14 protein-coding genes are annotated in these 16,333 nt (G+C 61.3%); 8 read left to right on the top strand and 6 right to left on the bottom strand.

Annotated elements, in window-relative coordinates; translation table 11 throughout:
• Nucleotides 1-14 precede the first annotated feature (14 nt).
• The gene (locus tag KBY88_RS10620) at nt 15-1,829 is read right to left on the bottom strand and encodes an aspartate kinase (protein ID WP_254939910.1); all 1,815 of its coding nucleotides are present in this window, start codon (nt 1,827-1,829) and stop codon (nt 15-17) included.
• 28 nt (nt 1,830-1,857) lie between these two features.
• Nucleotides 1,858-2,832 carry a DNA polymerase III subunit delta gene (gene holA / locus KBY88_RS10615; protein WP_254939909.1) on the bottom strand — a complete coding sequence of 325 codons (975 nt, stop codon included), beginning with the start codon at nt 2,830-2,832 and terminating at the stop codon, nt 1,858-1,860.
• Between the two features lie 9 nt (nt 2,833-2,841).
• Here holA and KBY88_RS10610 point away from each other — a divergent pair, with 9 nt between their 5' ends.
• Complete coding sequence (locus KBY88_RS10610) at nt 2,842-3,453, top strand: precorrin-8X methylmutase (protein ID WP_254939908.1); 612 nt, start codon at nt 2,842-2,844, stop codon at nt 3,451-3,453.
• Here KBY88_RS10610 and mutS read toward each other — a convergent pair.
• Nucleotides 3,428-6,214: a DNA mismatch repair protein MutS gene (mutS, locus tag KBY88_RS10605; RefSeq protein ID WP_254939907.1), complete on the bottom strand. Its 2,787-nt coding sequence runs from the start codon at nt 6,212-6,214 to the stop codon at nt 3,428-3,430. The two genes, KBY88_RS10610 and mutS, sit on opposite strands and share 26 nt — an antisense overlap.
• A gap of 765 nt (nt 6,215-6,979) precedes the next feature.
• Here mutS and psbZ point away from each other — a divergent pair.
• The 7 genes from psbZ to KBY88_RS10570 are packed head-to-tail and all read left to right on the top strand — an operon-like array spanning nt 6,980 to nt 12,440.
• Nucleotides 6,980-7,168: a photosystem II reaction center protein PsbZ gene (gene psbZ / locus KBY88_RS10600; protein WP_254939906.1), complete on the top strand. Its 189-nt coding sequence runs from the start codon at nt 6,980-6,982 to the stop codon at nt 7,166-7,168.
• A gap of 4 nt (nt 7,169-7,172) precedes the next feature.
• The gene (gene ribH, locus KBY88_RS10595; protein WP_254939905.1) at nt 7,173-7,652 is read left to right on the top strand and encodes a 6,7-dimethyl-8-ribityllumazine synthase; all 480 of its coding nucleotides are present in this window, start codon (nt 7,173-7,175) and stop codon (nt 7,650-7,652) included.
• On the top strand, nt 7,653-8,492 hold the full coding sequence (locus KBY88_RS10590; protein ID WP_254939904.1) for an ABC transporter permease: 840 nt from the start codon (nt 7,653-7,655) through the stop codon (nt 8,490-8,492). It abuts the gene before it with no gap.
• 28 nt (nt 8,493-8,520) lie between these two features.
• Nucleotides 8,521-9,849, top strand: coding sequence for an ABC transporter ATP-binding protein (locus KBY88_RS10585; protein ID WP_254939903.1), 1,329 nt, complete (start codon nt 8,521-8,523; stop codon nt 9,847-9,849).
• Complete coding sequence (locus KBY88_RS10580) at nt 9,836-10,684, top strand: TylF/MycF/NovP-related O-methyltransferase (RefSeq protein WP_254939902.1); 849 nt, start codon at nt 9,836-9,838, stop codon at nt 10,682-10,684. Before KBY88_RS10585 ends, KBY88_RS10580 begins: the two co-directional genes overlap by 14 nt.
• Before the next feature lie 2 nt (nt 10,685-10,686).
• On the top strand, nt 10,687-11,484 hold the full coding sequence (locus KBY88_RS10575; RefSeq protein WP_254939901.1) for a class I SAM-dependent methyltransferase: 798 nt from the start codon (nt 10,687-10,689) through the stop codon (nt 11,482-11,484).
• On the top strand, nt 11,466-12,440 hold the full coding sequence (locus KBY88_RS10570; protein WP_254939900.1) for a glycosyltransferase family 2 protein: 975 nt from the start codon (nt 11,466-11,468) through the stop codon (nt 12,438-12,440). The genes KBY88_RS10575 and KBY88_RS10570 overlap by 19 nt, the downstream gene beginning before the upstream one ends.
• 101 nt (nt 12,441-12,541) lie before the next feature.
• Here the strand turns inward: KBY88_RS10570 and KBY88_RS10565 are convergent, their stop codons facing one another.
• The 3 genes from KBY88_RS10565 to KBY88_RS10555 all read right to left on the bottom strand — a co-directional run bounded on the left by KBY88_RS10565 (nt 12,542) and on the right by KBY88_RS10555 (nt 15,554).
• Nucleotides 12,542-13,255, bottom strand: a complete 714-nt coding sequence (locus KBY88_RS10565) for a glycosyltransferase (protein ID WP_254939899.1) — start codon at nt 13,253-13,255, stop codon at nt 12,542-12,544.
• A 101-nt stretch (nt 13,256-13,356) separates the two neighbouring features.
• A complete protein-coding gene (locus KBY88_RS10560; RefSeq protein ID WP_254939898.1) occupies nt 13,357-14,259 on the bottom strand; it encodes a hypothetical protein in 903 nt (300 codons plus the stop codon).
• A complete protein-coding gene (locus KBY88_RS10555; RefSeq protein ID WP_254939897.1) occupies nt 14,256-15,554 on the bottom strand; it encodes a glycosyltransferase family 4 protein in 1,299 nt (432 codons plus the stop codon). Before KBY88_RS10555 ends, KBY88_RS10560 begins: the two co-directional genes overlap by 4 nt.
• Nucleotides 15,555-16,333: the final 779 nt, after the last annotated feature.

The raw sequence follows: 16,333 nt of genomic DNA, 5'->3' as shown, positions 1-16,333 counted from the left end.
AGCTGAGCCCCTTTTCAAACCGGAGCGGCCGTTCCCTCGGCCCGGTGCATGGCGATTCCCCCCAGGCCGAAGCGGGCATGCACCGCCCGCAGGGCCCCCTCCCCATCCTTCTCCGCGACCACACAGCTGGTGCGGATTTCGCTGGTGGCGATCATCTCGATGTTGATCCCTGCGTCCGCCAGGGCGCGGAACATGCGCGCCGCCGTGCCGGGGGTGCAGGGCATGCCTGCGCCCACGGCACTGACCCGGGCGATCGCCTGACCCTGCTCGAAGCGGGCGCCACTCCACTGGGCCAGCACCGGTGCCAGGGCAAGGCGGGCGCGCTCGAGATCGTCGCGGCGCAGGGTGAAGCTCATGTCGCGTCGGCGATCATCGCCATCGCCGCGGGTGCGCTCCGACTGCACGATCGCATCGAGGCTGATGCCGGCATCGGCCAGGGCCCGGCAGACCTGCGCCGCGGTGCCGGGCCGGTCGGGCAGCAGCCGCGTGGCCACCTGGGCCTGGTCGCGGTCGAGGGCCACCCCCCGCACCGCCGGATCCCCCAGGCCGCAGGGCGGTGGGTTGAGCTGGAGCTGGTGATCGGCCAGCTCAAAGGCGGCCGCCGCCGCCCGCAGGGCCTTGGTGGCCTGGTCTCCCTCCACCAGGCAGCTCACCTTCACCTCGCTGGTGGCGATCATGCGCAGGTTGATGCCGCTGCGGGCCAGGGTGTCGAACAGCCGGGCGGCCACCCCGGGGCGGCCAAGGATCCCCGCCCCGGAGATGCTCAGCTTGGCGAGGCCCCCTTGGGCGCTGAGGGCGCAATCTGCGGCCCCGGTGGCGTTCAGCAGCACCTGGCAGACCTCCCGGGCCCGCTCCAGCTGGGACACGGCGAGGGTGAAGGCGATGTCGTTGGTGGCCCCCTCCTGGGTCGCCTGCACGATCAGGTCCACGTTGAGCCCCGCGGCCGAGAGTGCCTCGAACAGCCGCGCCGCCACCCCCGGTTCGTCGGGCACCAGGGAGAGGGCGATCACCGCCTGGTCCACCTCCAGCTGGGCCCCGTCCACCGGTTTGCCCAGCTCCAGGCCCTCGTGGCCAATCCGACGACCCACACCACTGGTGAGCAGGGTCCCGGGGGCCTCGCTCCAGCTGGAGCGCACCACCAGGGGCACGCCGTAGTTGCGGGCGATCTCCACCGCCCGCGGGTGCAGCACAGCGGCACCGAGGCTGGCCAGTTCCAGCATCTCGTCGCAGGTGACTGTCTCCATCAGCTGGGCATCGCTGACCTTGCGCGGGTCGGTGGTCAGCACCCCGGGCACATCGGTGTAGATCTCGCAAGCGTCGGCCCCCAGCACCGCTGCCAGGGCCACGGCCGAGGTGTCGGAGCCCCCGCGGCCCAGGGTGGTGATCTCGGCGGTGCCGCCGCTGCCGCTGCTGGTGCCCTGGAAGCCGGCCACCACCACCACCTGGCCCTCATCGAGGCGCCGGCGCAGGCGGTCGGTGCGCACTTCGAGGATGCGGGCGCGGCCATGGGCCGATTCGGTGACGATGCCCACCTGGGGGCCCGTCATCGAGACCGCCGGCACGCCGAGGGCGTTCAGGGCCATGGCCAGCAGGGCGATCGACACCTGTTCGCCCGTGGCCAGGAGCATGTCCATTTCCCGCTGGGGGGGGTCATCGCTGATGGCGCGGGCCAGGGCGGTGAGCTCATCGGTGGTGTGGCCCATGGCCGAGACCACGATCACCAGTTCATGGCCCTGCTCACGGCTGTCAGCCACCCGGCGGGCCACCGCCTGGATGCGCTCGACACTGCCCACGGAGGTGCCGCCGAATTTCTGAACCAGCAGGGCCATGGCTCCGGGTGCGGGCAATGAGGTGTGATTATCCGTCGGGGCCGGCGCCCGCCAGAAATCCGTCCAGGAAGGCGTCGCGGGGTTCGCTGCCGCGCTTGAGGGCGGCCTCCACCTCCAGCAGCTGAGACAGCAGGGTCAGAAAGCGCTCCGGCGGACGGCCGCGGATCTGCTTGCGCATCACGTAGATGCGCTTGGGGTTACCGATGCCGGCAGCCTTGGCGATCACGGCCACGTCCTGCTCGCCGCTCCGCTCCAGCAGGCTCACCCACAGCCAGCCCCGGATCTGACTGCAGAGGGCGGCGACGATGCGCAGGGCGGGCTCGTTCGCCTCCACCAGGGCGTCGAGCAGGGCGATGGCGTCGCCGAGTCGGCCCGCCAGCAGGGCGTCCCCCACCTGCAGGCTGGTGGTGGCATGGGCCCCCACCAGGGCGGCCACAGCGTCGGCGTCGATCGGCTGGTCGCCTTTGTACAGGCCCAGTTTTTCCAGCTCGCTGGCCAACCGGGCGCTGTCGCTGCCCACGGCTTCGGCCAGGGCTTCGGCGGCGCCGGCGGTGAGTTTGAGGCCCAGGGCGGCGGCGGTGCCCTTCACCAGCTCCAGCTGGCCGGCCCCATCCCAGACCGCCGGCAGGGGGAAGCTTCTCTCGTTGGCCACGGCCTTGAGGGCCTTGGTGGTGCGCAGGCGGGCGTCGGGCTTGCCGGGGCTCACCAGCAGCAGGTGCCCGTTGGCGGGAATCAACTCCAGGGCGGCCTCCAGCTGGGCGGCCAGCTCGGCGGGGCAGGCGCTGCAGAAGGGGCTGCGCTGCAGGAGCACCACCCGATCACCGCCGCCGAGCGGGGGCGTGCGCGCCTCCGCCAGGGCCTGGGCGGCCTGGGCGGGGTCGTTGCCATCGAGCCGGGAGAGGTTGATGCTGGCCCAGGCGGGATCGATCACCTGGGCGATCAGGGCCTCCACGGCCCGGGTGCGGGCGGCTTCGTCGTCGCCCCAGTAGAGATGGACCGGCATGGGCGCGCCATGGATCACCCGATCTTCACCGAAAGCGTGCGGCGCATCCGCGACTGGCTCGGCGACACGGGCCTTGATCCGTTGCAGCAGGAGGTGCTTGAGCGCCTGGTGCACACCAGCGGCGACCTGGCGATCGCCGCAGATCTGCGCTTCGGGCCCGGGGCCTGCGCGGCGGGCCTTTCGGCCCTGGCCGCCGGGGAGGTGATCCTCACCGATACCGCCATGGCCGCGGCGGCGGTGGCGCCGATGGCGGCGCGCACCTTCGCCAACCCGGTGCGCAGCGCCCTGGACTGGGCCCCGGCGCAGGCTCCCGAGGGGGGCACCCGGGCGGCCACAGGCCTGGCCCTGGCCCTGGTGGAGTACCCGCGGGCGGTGGTGCTGATCGGCAGTGCCCCCACGGCCCTGGAGCGGCTGCTGGAGCTGGCCGCGGCGGCCGATTCACCCGTGCGCCCCGCCCTGGTGGTGGGCATGCCCGTGGGCTTCGTGGGGGTGGCCGAGAGCAAGCGCCACCTGGCCGAGTCGCCCCTGGCCCAGATCCGGCTCGAGGGCAGCAAGGGGGGGGCGGCCCTGGCGGCGGCCACGGTGAATGCGTTGCTCAGGCGAGCCTGGCTGGGGCGCTGAGCGCCACATGGCTGTTGGCTTCGATGCGGCTCAGCACCTGCCGGGCCCGCAGCACCACCGAGGGCGGCACCCCGGCCAGGCGGGCGGCCTCGATGCCGTAGCTGCGGCTGGCGCCTCCGGGCCGCACCTGGTGCAGGAACTTCAGCCGCTCGCCCGTTTCTTCCACCAGCACCTGCACGTTGGCCACGTTGGGCAGCAGCGCGGCCAGCTCGTTGAGCTCGTGGTAGTGGGTGGCGAACACCGAGCGCGCCCGGATTCCCTCGGCCAGGTGCTCGGCCACGGCCCAGGCGATCGAGAGGCCATCGAAGGTGGCGGTGCCCCGGCCGATCTCATCGAGCAGCACCAGGGAGCGATCGGTGGCGTGGTGAAGGATGTTGGCGGTCTCGGCCATCTCGACCATGAAGGTGGACTGGCCCGTGGCCAGGTCATCGACGGCGCCGACGCGGGTGAAGATCCGATCGCAGATCCCCAGGCGGGCGGAGCGGGCTGGAATCCAGCTGCCCACCTGGGCCAGCAGCTGCAGCAGGCCGATCTGGCGCAGGTAGCAGCTCTTGCCGCTGGCGTTGGGGCCCGTGAGCACCAGCAGATCGGGCTGGCCCGCCTCGCCCAGATGGATGCCGTTGGCGGTGAAGGGCTCCTCCACCAGCAGCTGCTCCACCACCGGATGGCGCCCGGCCTCGATCTGCAGGGTGCGGCCGTCCGTGAGCTGCGGGCAGCAGTAGCCGCCGGTGGCGGCCACCTCGGCCAGGGCGGCTAGGGCATCAAGGGCGGCCACCCGGCGGGCGGCAGCGCGGATCGGACCCGCCTGGGCGCCCACCCGCTGGCGCAGCTCAGCGAACAGCTCGTATTCGCGCTGGGCGGCGCGGGCCTTGAGCTGCAGGATCGCCCCCTCGCGGGCCTTGAGATCGGGGGTGACGAAGCGCTCCTCGTTGGCGAGGGTCTGGCGGCGGATCCAGTGCTCGGGCACGGCCAGGGCCTTGGCCCGGCTGACGGCGAGGAAGTAGCCGAAGCTGCGGTGGAATTGCAGCCGCAGGCTGGCGATGCCGCTCAGGCGCCGTTCCTGGCGCTCCTGGGCCTCCAGCCAGGCGTCCTGGTCATCGAGGCGGTTGCGCAGGCCATCGAGGCGGGCATCGACGCCGTCGTGGATCAGGCCGCCTTCGGTAAGGCCCATCGGGGGGGCATCGAGCAGGGTGTGGCGCACCAGGGCGGCCAGTGCCGCCAGCTCCGGCCGCGGCTCGTTCAGGGCCCGCAGGGGGGCGCTGGAGGCCTCCTGCAGCAGGGCCGCCAGCCGCGGCAGTCGTTCGAGGCCATCGGCCAACGCCACCAGGTCGCGGGCGGAGGCGGAGCCGGCCCCCGCCCGGCCCGCCAGGCGCTCCAGGTCGCCCATGGGCCGCAGCAGCCGGCGCAGGGCCAGGCGCAGGGAGCGCTGGGCCACCAGTTCTCTGACGCTCTCCTGGCGGGCGCGGATGCGTGTCAGCTCCACCAGGGGGGCCTCCAGCCAGCGCCGCAGCCGCCGGCCGCCCATGGCCGTGAGCGTGCGATCGAGCACCCAGAGCAGGGAGCCGTGGAAGGCGCCGCCCATCTGGGTGCGGGTCAGCTCCAGGTTGCGGCGGGTCTGGGCATCGAGCACCAGCTCATCGCCGGCGGACCAGGTGCGGGGCAGCTCCAGGGGGATCGAGCTGCCCGGTTGGGTGTCATCGAGGTAGCGCACCAGGCCGCCGGCGGCCCGCAGCCCCAGGGGGGTCTCCCCCAGCCCCAGTCCAGTGAGGCTGGCCAAGGCGAAGCGCTCCAGCAGGGTGCGGCGGGCCTCGGCCGTGGCGAAGGGGGTGGTGGGCAGGGGCGTGAGCCGCAGGCCCTCGGGGCACCAGGGGGGCCTGGCGATCGCGTCGGTCTTTGCGTCTTCGCTGGCGGTCTCCCCCCCGGGCCAGAGCAGTTCGGCCGCCTCCAGCTGCAGCAGTTCCTGGTGCAGGCGGTCGGTGCCCTCCCGCTCGGTGACCCGGAACTCCCCCGTGCTCACATCAGTGACCGCCAGGCCCCAGCGGGGCCCCTCCAGCACCACCGCCGCCAGCCAGTTGTTGCGCCGCGCCGCCAGCAGGCCCTCCTCCAGCACGGTGCCGGGGGTGATCACCCGGGTGATGCCGCGCTTCAGCAGGCTGCCCTTGGCCGCCACCGCCTCCAACTGATCACAGAGGGCGATGCTGAGGCCGTGGCGCACCAGCTCAGCGCAGTAGCGCTCGACGGCGTGATGGGGGATTCCGGCCATCGGCACCCGGCCGAGGTGTTTGCCCGCCTCCTTGCCGGTGAGGGTGAGCTCCAGCAGGCGGGAAAGCAGCAGGGCGTCCTCGAAGAAGAATTCGAAGAAATCCCCGAGGCGGTAGAGCAGCACCCGATCGGGGTGGGCGGCCTTGAGCTCCACGTAGTGGCGCAGCATCGGCGGGAGCGCCTCGGGGTCCACCAGGCCGTGGTGGTGCCAGCGGGGCAGGTCGGAGCCGCCGGCGTTTCCGTCGTCAGGCCTGGGGCCTGCGCCGTCATCGCCGGAGTTGCCTGCGAGGTGCGTGTCGGTGGCCTCTGGTTCGCTCCGGGCCTGGCGCCTGCGGGGCCGGGCGGCGGCCTGGGCGATCAGCGCTTCATCGTCCAGCTCGGTGCTGCCTGGATCTGCCTCGTCCGGGGCCTCGGGTGAGGCCTCCGCAGGGCTAAACAGGCTGCCCTGCACCGCCGCGGAGGCCAGCAGCGACAGCTGTTCCTGGGCTTCCCCCGCCACGTTTCGCCCTTGCCAAGGCGGTGATCGTAGGTGGCACAGCCCATCGCGTTCGGCCACCAGCGCACCCCGGCGAGCCCCTGGAGACCCGAATCCTGAGTGATCAACCGGGCGACAAAGGCCCGTGCGGTGGCAAACATCGGGCAGTCCGCCAAGGGCAGCTTGGGCTCCAGGCTCAGCTTGATCTCGCGTAGGGCGATCTCGGGACTCAATCCCACCTTCTCAGCGCGCTGCCCCAAGGCGATCGCCCTCAGGGCCGGGCTTTCCCCATGCCCGCGCAGGACCCTCCTGAGGACCTCAACCAGGCCGATGCTGGGCACGACAGCCGCACAGGTCGCTCGATCGCTTCGGCGAGGGGCCGGCGTTGGGGCCTCCGTGAAGAACTTGAACTTGATCCGGCCAGAGGAGGCCATCACCAGCAGCTGGCTCAAAGCTGTTGGTCCCCTGAGGCCGCTGCGCGGGGCCTGGGCGGCGGCAGCGGCGGCAGCTCCATTCGATCGGGCAGGCAGATCAGCTGGAGCACCTGGCCGGGTCCAGGCTGTGTGCTGCCCCATGGCCTTGGGCAGCACCAGCTGGAGCCTGGGGAAACCGTCGTCGGGGCGCGACCACCCAAGGGTCATCGATGCAGAAACGTCAGACGAACACCTGCAGGCCCTTCACCCCGACGCCCCACCCGACAAGTTGTGAAGGATCGGCTGACGCCCTCGGAATCAGCCGAAACGCCGTGGGACAATCCTTTTCCAGCCCGCAAAGGCCCCCGAAGGACCCATGCAGATCCTCAACACCCTCACCGTTCTGGCCCTGGTGGTGCTGTCCTTCGCGCTGATCGTGGCCATTCCCGTGCTTTACGCCAGCAACGAGGACAGCGGCCGCTCCAACCGCTTGATCCTGCTGGGCGGAGCAGCTTGGGTGGCCCTCGTTCTGCTCAACTGGGGCGTGAGCTTCTTCGTCATCTGACCCCTTGGCCATCTTTGAAGGGCGGTTCACCGAGGCCAGTGGCCTGCGGATCGCTGTCGTGGTTGCCCGCTTCAATGACCTCGTCACCACCCGATTGCTGAGTGGTTGCCTGGATTGCCTGAGCCGGCACGGCATTGATGTGACCGCGAGCAGCAGCCAGCTGGATGTGGCCTGGGTGCCTGGCAGCTTCGAGATCCCTCTGGTGGCCCAGCGCCTGGCCGCCAGTGGGCGCTACCAGGTGGTGATCACCCTCGGGGCCGTGATCCGCGGCGATACCCCCCATTTCGATGTGGTGGTCGCCGAGGCCAGCAAGGGGGTGGCAGCCGCCGCCCGGGAGACAGGCATCCCCGTGATCTTCGGTGTGCTGACCACCGACACCCTTCAGCAGGCCTTGGAACGCGCAGGCATCAAGAGCAACCTGGGCTGGAGCTATGGGCTGCAGGCCCTGGAGATGGGGAGCTTGATGGCGGGGTTGCCGGGTTAAATGGTCGCAACCGATTCGCCAAAGAAAATCACCCGCATTCAAACCAGACAAGCCTTCTCATTCTTTGAATGGAAAGAACTATTTGAGTACCGAGATCTTCTTTACTTCCTTTCATTGCGCGAGCTCAAGTTGCGTTATAAGCAGACAAGTCTTGGTCTGGCCTGGGTGGTGTTGCAACCATTGGCTCAGGCCATTATTTTTGCTGTTCTTTTTGGTAATTTCGGGCGTTTGCCAAGCAACGGCCAGCCCTATGTTCTCATGGTCTTCACAGGTTTGATCCCCTGGGGATTGTTCAGCAATACCATCGGGCGTGCCGGCGGGAGTCTTGTAGCTAACGCTAATTTGCTCTCCAAGATTTATTTTCCTCGTCTGATCATTCCTCTCGCTTCTGTAGGGTCGGTCGTTCTCGACAGCCTTGTCAGCGTTTTCGCATTGGTGTTGATGATGCTCTTGTTTTCCGTTGGAATCGGTTGGCATGTCTTGGCGGCGCCACTCTTTCTTTTGGCCTCACTTGCCATGGGCTTGGGCGTCACCCTTGTGGTGGCTTCGTTAAACGTTTACTTCCGAGATTTTGGATTTGCTGTCCCGTTTGTTTTACAGGCATGGATCTATCTCACACCTGTGGTCTATTCAACGGAGCTTATCCCCGAGAAGTGGAGATTTCTTTATGCACTTAATCCAACGGTTGGTCTGGTTGAAGGCTTCCGTTGGTCCATGCTTGGGGGAACAACTTTGAGTGTGGAAATGCTGGTCAGCATGGGCGTGGGCTTGGTGGTGTCTCTATCGGTGGGTATGGCGGTTTTTCAGAATATAGAGCGTGGTTTTGCCGATATTATATGAGCAATCAACGGCGTTGGCTGACGTGTAGATGAACAATCAGAGCGGCTCAAGTTGTGATGTTGCTGTGCGAGTTAATTCGCTAGGCAAATGTTATCGTATCGATCATCTTGAGCAGCTGGATGAGTCTCAGCCCAGCTCCCCTGCAGCGGGCAGGCCTGCTGGGCTGATCCGTCGTCGGCTGGGTCGCGCCAAGGAGCGCTTGAGTCACGAGTCCTTCTGGGCTCTGAGAGATGTCAGCTTCGAGGTGCCAAGCGGTCAAGTCCTCGGCATCATTGGTAGAAATGGAGCAGGCAAGAGTACATTTCTTAAGATCTTGTCTCGAATCATCGAGCCAACCACTGGAGTGGCTGAGATCAGAGGCAGGGTCGGGTCCCTGCTTGAGGTTGGCACAGGTTTTCACCCGGAACTGACTGGTCGAGAAAACATCTATCTGAACGGAACGCTTCTCGGGATGCGCAAACGTCAGATCGATGTAATTTTAGATGATATTATAGCCTTTGCGGAGGTTGAACAATTCATCGATACTCCAGTCAAGCGCTATTCGAGTGGCATGTATGTGCGGTTGGCTTTTGCTGTCGCTGCGCACTTGGAACCGGATATTTTGATTATTGATGAAGTCCTGTCTGTAGGCGATGCTTTGTTTCAGCAGAGATGCCTCGGCCGTATGCAGAGACTGGGTGACAAGGGGCGAACGGTCATCTTTGTCAGTCACAGCATGGATTCTATTGTCGCGTTGTGCGAACGGGCGATCGTTTTGGATCGTGGTCGGATTGCTTTTGACGGCAAACCTGCTGATGCTGCCAATGCCTATTACGAGCTCTGCTCTTCTCGGAAGTCAGCCACTCTCGACTTCCTTGAGCGAGGTGGCAGCCATCCGATGGCGGTTCAGCAGGTTGAGTGCCGCTTCCTGCCTGCTTCCCATCCGACGCCGGAGATGAATCCTGTGAATGCTGGCTCAGTGAAAGTTGAGATTCATGGTGAGTTACCCCCCATACTCAGGCATAAGTCAGCTCAGTTGACGCTTGCTATCGGGATCAATCAAGAGAATGGACAGCGCATTGGAACGTACATCGCCAATGATATGGACGAGGCGATTCGTATCAGGGGTGCAAACTTTAGCTACGGATTTTTGCTGGAGCGATTGCCTTTGATACCCGGCCGTTATTTTCTCGACGTGTCGCTGATTAACCGTGGGGAAACCATTGATTCTCTGCAGCGATGTGCATCTTTTCGCATTCCAGTTCAGGCAGGATTGTCTTTTCAGGACGTGGACCCACGCTGGGGCGCTGTGAGCTTTTCCTGTGTGGGGTATAATATTCAACCCTCGCAGCTACTTGAGTATGATGGAAAACACTGATCATCCGCTCAATAGCGTGAGAGAAGTCTATGTTGAGCTCCTAAAGAAGGCGCTTTTGAATACAATATACAAGGATCCTGTGATTGAGCAGGCAACCCTGCCTCGCTGGAAAACCAGGCTCTCCAGGTTGTTGCTGGGTCGTGATGTAAAACTGTTTTCAGTTCGCCATTATGACAGTGAGTTGCGTGATAGGGGCATTGATTGGCCTTCTAGCGCTCATACCATGATTGGCGTCCAAAGAATGGATAACTTGCGCCACTGCTTGTGCAAGATTATTGAGGAAAATATTCCAGGTGATTTTATTGAAACGGGGGTGTGGCGTGGTGGTGCCAGTATCTTTGCGAAGGGCATATTCGATGTCTATGGTCAAGGGGAGCGGCGAGTCTGGTTGGCCGACTCTTTTGAGGGTTTGCCCAAACCGAACCCAGTCGACTACCCAGAGGACGCAGGTGATGAACACTACAAGCTTGATATTCTACGAGTGGGGCTCGATGAGGTCCGCGCTAACTTTGCCAGTTACGATCTGCTGGATGATCGTGTGCTGTTTGTCAAAGGCTGGTTTAAGGACACCTTGCATACATTGTCGATCGATTCTATCAGTGTACTGCGTCTGGATGGAGATATGTATGAGTCAACCATCGTCGCCCTCGACGCGCTCTATGGCAAGGTCAGTATTGGTGGTTTTGTAATTGTTGACGACTATTGCATCTCATCGTGTGCGAAGGCGGTTCATGATTTTCGCGAGCGCCATCACATTCAAGACCAAATCATGCCGATCGATGGAACAGGCGTTTACTGGCAAAAGCTTAGTGATAGGTGTGCTGACAGCCTGTGAGCATGTTTTCTCGCCCTGAAGAGTCTTATGCTTTGGATCCTGCTGGCATTGGTCGTATCCTTGATGATCAAGCCAATCCGCTTTGTCAGATCAGTGCAGGTATAGCTCCTGCCAGTACGGTTCTCGATGTAGGGGCGGGCAATGGCATCCTCGCTCAATTGCTGGCGGCGCGTTCCAAGAAGGTTGAGATCGATGGCGTGGAGCCCTCGCCCATAGCGGCAAGGCTTGCCGCAGCTCACTATCGATGCTTTCACCACGGCAATTTGGATCAATTCGCACAAGGCGATAACCCTAATGGTTATGATAATATCGTGCTTGCTGATGTCATCGAGCACACGCAAGATCCTGCGCTTGTGCTTAGTCAGGTTAAAGAAAGATTGACAAAGGGAGGTAAGATCTGGCTCAGTGTTCCTAATGTTGCTTTTGCTTCCATTCGTGCCGAGCTGCTGAGCGGATCATGGAGCTATAGCGATTGGGGAATCCTTGAGCGCACTCACTTGCGTTTTTTTAATCTTCAGAATCTACTCGAATTGTTGTCTTCTTCTGGCTTTGTTGTTGACGAGTTGGTCTACCTATGCCGCAGTCCGTTCCTGATGGACAAGCAGATTCAGGATTATGATCTTGATCTATTGTCACTTTTAAGGATCAAGCGCGATCCGCTTTCATTTGTCTATCAGTTTCTTGCAGTCTGTGTGCCGGTACAAGAGGGTGTTCAGGTTGTGCGACGCGAATCCTGGATCGCTCTGAATACCCACCTCGTGCGCGAATACTTTGCGCGTCGGTGGGCGAAACCCCGCTAGCCATGCGCCCGTTCATTTCTATCTGCATCCCTGCCTACAAGAATCGCGCAAGTCTACAGAGGTTGTTGCATTCGATTCGTGAGCAACATTTCAACGACTATGAGGTCATTGTTTGTGATGATTCCTGTAGCGATGAGTTGGATGCTTTAGTGGCTGCGTATGAAGGCCTGCCAGGTTTTCGCTACGTTCGCAACCGTCAGCGGCTTGGCTCACCAGCGAATTGGAATTTCTGTGTCTCTCTAGCCCATGGAGCTTGGATCAAGATCATGCATCACGACGATTGGTTCTCAGCCCCTGCGAGTCTTTCTCTCTTTGCTTCTGAGGCTGATCAAACTGCAGTGTCTTTCTTGTTCTGCAGTTGTGACGCATTCAAGAATGGCAAGGAGTATGGGTTTACTTATGCACCGTTTGGTGACGATAAAAAGCTTCTGAAAACTACTGATCTTCTTCCTTACGAATTGTTGTCAGTGAATCGAATTGGTTGTCCGAGTGTAACGTTGATGCGTAGATCCTGCTATCAGGACTTCGATCCCCGTTTGATCTGGTTCGTGGATGTTGATGCTTATATCCGTCAGATCGGAAGAGGTGATGTCTTGTATTTGTCAGACCGTTTGGTCAATGTCACTTATTTATCTGAGAACCAGATCACCCATGCCGTGGGCAAGGATCTATCAATTGGCTTGCGGGAACGTGTGTATTTGCTTGATAAGTATGAATTGCTAGCACGCCCAGAGTACGCCGACCAACTCGTGGTCGAATGGTCGCCCTTGCCGTTCTCCTTGCTTCTGGGATCACTCCTATTTCCGCAATTGCCAGCTCGGCTGGGGACGCGATGGGTGATGCTGACCTCTCTGCTTCGCAATCGCCTGAACAGGGTTTTGATCTCGTTGGGCCTCGGTTTGCGCCAGCAGGTGGATCGCTGGCTGGAACGGTTTGTTAAGCGCATGTTAAGTTGATGGAGGCTTTGCGACCCTGCTGAGAGTCGGTGCGGGGTGAAACGGCGAAACAGGTCAGTAGGCCCTGCCATTAGCCAGGCGCCTCTCCAAGACGGCCTAGCTTATCGTATTTGTCTGTAGAGGAAGCTCTGGATGTTGGCAGGTAGCAAGCGAAGCACGAAAGCTGCCATGGCCCATAGAAGGTTGGCCGGCGTGATCTGACGCAACTCCCAGATGGCACGCCAGCGCACATGAAAGTCTGCAATCGCCTGTCTCCAGCCGCTACGACGCTGGAAGAAGGAGGAATCTCTTTGAAAATTGAGCAGGGGTTGATCAAGGTTGGCAAACTCGTATCCAGCTCGAGCCGCTGAGATCCAGAGGTGGTAATCCTCTGTTCTACGTACGTCGAGTCGATATCGAAGGCCGCCTGAGAACACTCGGCTTCGCATCATGACGGTTGGGTGATTGATTGGATTCCTGCGAGGAAGAGCGGCGATGATGTTTTTGTGATGGGATGGCATGCGTTTGAGCTGAAGGTATTGGCCATGTTCATCTACCTCGCGACAGGCAGTTCCCAGAATGTCCACTTTGTTGTGGGCCTGAAGGTAGTGCCTCTGATCCTCCATGCGGCCGGGCAGCGATTCATCATCTGCATCCATGCGGGCAATCAATGTGATCGAGGCATCTTGCAGCACTTCATCGATCAGCTGATTGAGTCCATCGGCAAGGCCAGTGTGTTCAAGCGACTCCCTCAGCATCAGCGGAACAGGGTCAGCGGCGGCGCGAAACTCATGGGCCTGAGGCAATGTGCCGCCATCGACCCGCAGATAGATCACGTCCTGGCGTGTGAGACTGGATGCTGTGCTGCTGATCGCACGTAGGGCCATTGCTGGGGGTGTGTTCCCCCTCATGCAGATCAAGGTCGCAATTCTTTCGCTCATGGAAGACTTCTTGTATGAAGTGGAAGATCAAGTTCCACATGTGCAGCGTCTGGCTTGAAGTTTGCAAGGGAGTCGACGTCCACACGTGTACCCCTGAGGAAGAGTTCATTGAGAGCTTCGCTGGAGTTGTCCTGCTTACTACCAGCGCGATTGTCGAAAACTGTCTGCACCTTGTTGACCGGAGCGCAGAAGGCCACTGATTGCTCAAAGCAGAGAAGTTCCGGAAGCCGCCCTGCCAGTAAAGGGCTGGCGGTGGCCAGAACTTGCTCCAGTCGATTGGGGTTGTTAAATGGAAGTCGGCTCAGCAACGGAGCCAGATCCCACGTGCGATATACGGAGGAGGATACTTCAAGCGGATATCCGAAGTCGCCCGTCTGGCCAGACCAAGAAAAGCGAAGGCCAAGCAATCCTGGCTGAAACGATGGGAGGGCCTGGGTACACCGCAGCGAATAGCAATTTGTTGTGTTGCGGCCGAGCCGAAGTGAAAAGCCAAGGGAAGTTGGCGTATTGTTCAGAGCGTCAACAATTGCATCGAGGGAAAAGGGCCTGACAAAGATGTTGTCATCCACCAGAAATAGAAGATGCTGGTGTTGAAGGGGTGCAGGATGCAGTCTAAGGCGACGCAGCCATCGTTCCCGACGGGAGGATGGGCGAGGCCCAAGCAGCTGAGCGAGCACATCGTCTCGAAACATATTTTCTTCAACCCAGTTAATGGTGAGTTTGTCAGTATAATCCTTGGCAAGCTGTTGATAGCCTTGTCTGAAGGCAGGGCTTGAGGTGCGAAATAGTACCGTGATCGGTGTAGTCGCTGCTTCATGGGCATGCAACGCAAACGAATTGAGGGTGGCCTCCAGCTGAAGGGCGCGGTCTTTGGAGAAGATGAGAGTGAGTAGGCTCATTGGCTGAGGTGTGGTACACAGAAAAGGTCCTTGATTCCATCATCCCTCAGCAAGGATTCGTAGAGTTGTTCGTAGTGGTTCGCGATTCGAGACCAGGTGAAATGAGCTTGCCAGGCAGCATGCGCGCTCTCAGCCATTCGGGCACGCATGGCTGGATCTTCGAACATTGCGTCCAGGAGGCATGCGCCGGCTTTGACATCTGCATGGACACTGCCTTCACGGTCAAGCATGCGCTTGCCTGGCAGGATCCGCCCCCCACCGGTCCAGCGCACGATCTCCGCCGCATTGCCCACGTCAGTGACCAGAAACGGTGTTCGTGAGGCGGCAGCTTCAAAGAGAACCAACGGCGAACACTCGATCCATGAGGGAAACAGGAGTAAGTCGGCGGCCAGAAAGGCGTTTACGGTGTCCTCACGCGTGAGTGCTCTGCCGATCACCCGTCGGTTGGCCCGTTGATTGCGCCGTTGCTGGAGGCATCCCATGATCTGTAGCTGAGCAGGGAATGCCAGTGCTCGCATGCCCCTTCCACGTAAGAAGTGGTACAGGGCACGGATGAGTTGACGAGGTGTGAAAAGGCTTGGGAGCGAGTTTGAAAAGTCTGGGCTGATCAGCAGCAAAGTGGCGTTTCGCAATCTGGATGCTGAGAAGATCTGCAGAGCTTCTGCCTGACCTTTCGCCACCGACAGGTATCCTGAAACATGTATAATAAGCGCCTCATCTTCATGAATGCCTAGGCGTTTGCGAAGGCTTGATTCTTGTGAACGGTTGAATTCTTCCTCCGCCGCGCCATTGGGAATGACCACGAGCTTGACCACGCCTTCCCGACGGGCGAAGTCAATGTCGCGGTAGGCGTCGGAAAGAAAGATGCAGGCATCGTAGTTGCGCATCCATTCTCCCATGGAGGAAAAGTAGGAGGCAAAGGCTGGATCTCCAAGCGCAGAAAATCCTGTTGGCACGAATACCTTGCGTGCCCTGAGTCTGGGTAGCAAAGGCAGTGCAAGATCGGTTGCCCACTGTTGTGCGGCAAAGTTCACGATCACATCAGCATCGGACCCCAGTAGAAATCGCTGGTAGCCCGAGACGTCACCCCACATCCCCACAGCGCTTTTTCCGTGGACATTGAAGCCTCGGACGTGGACGCCATCGATCACATCGGAGGTTCTCGCGGGATCGCTTCGAGTGGCAACGGTGACGTGATGACCGCGTGCCACCAGTCGTTCTGAGATCTGTCTGACCACTTCCGACATGCCATGGCGTGACGGCAGGTAGGACTCGACCGTATGCAGGATCTTCATGGATCGAGGCCGGTTGCGCAGCTTACGTTTGCGTTGCAGCAGTGGAAGAGACCAAGGTCAAGCCGGAACGATCCAAGCCCCCACTGACGTACGTGGTGCGATCGGGGGTGGCTGCCAGCCGCGTTTGAATCGTCAGGAGGATCCAATGATGTACTCAGATTCCGCTGACGGGTACAAAGCAATGTTCGCAAGGATACTTGGCTTGGGACTACGAAGAGACTACACTACAATTGCTATGAAGTGCGCTCATGCCTCTAATCATAATCACTAAAAGCTAAGCTAGTTGCAGTTTGTTCTTCGTTTTGGATGGCTATGCTGATGTCATTGTTAAGCTGCCTCGAAGTCAACTGGCATTGTCTGGCACTGCATCATCCAGCCATGCTGTTCACAGGGATGCTAAACGGATCGACATCAACAGGAGATCGCCGGCGGAGCAGATCCTGGAAATGCCTCCATCGTGCAGTCGTTTCCAATGAGGCGGTTGCTTCCTGATTAGCCATTGCTGGATCCCCAGTCGAACAAGACTGTATGTTCCCGGTGAGCAACGGTCGTTGTTAACTGCATCATTGCCTACAGGAGTAATGGATGAGCCGCGGAGAGCGCACAGCGCTTCTCCATGGTGAACGCATTGGGTGTCCCGTCGGATCCACCTCACTCGTGCCTCCGCTGAGCTGGGAGCTGGGATCTTGTGGGGATGCCACCGCTTCTCCGGTTGATCGGTTGGCGTTCTCATGCACTGATCTGACACCCCGCAGATGGACGATACGAGTTAGACGATC

The sequence above is a fragment of the Cyanobium sp. Morenito 9A2 genome (genome assembly GCF_024345575.1).
Lineage (GTDB): Bacteria > Cyanobacteriota > Cyanobacteriia > PCC-6307 > Cyanobiaceae > ATX-6F1.
This window is presented reverse-complemented; position numbering and strand designations above follow the sequence as displayed.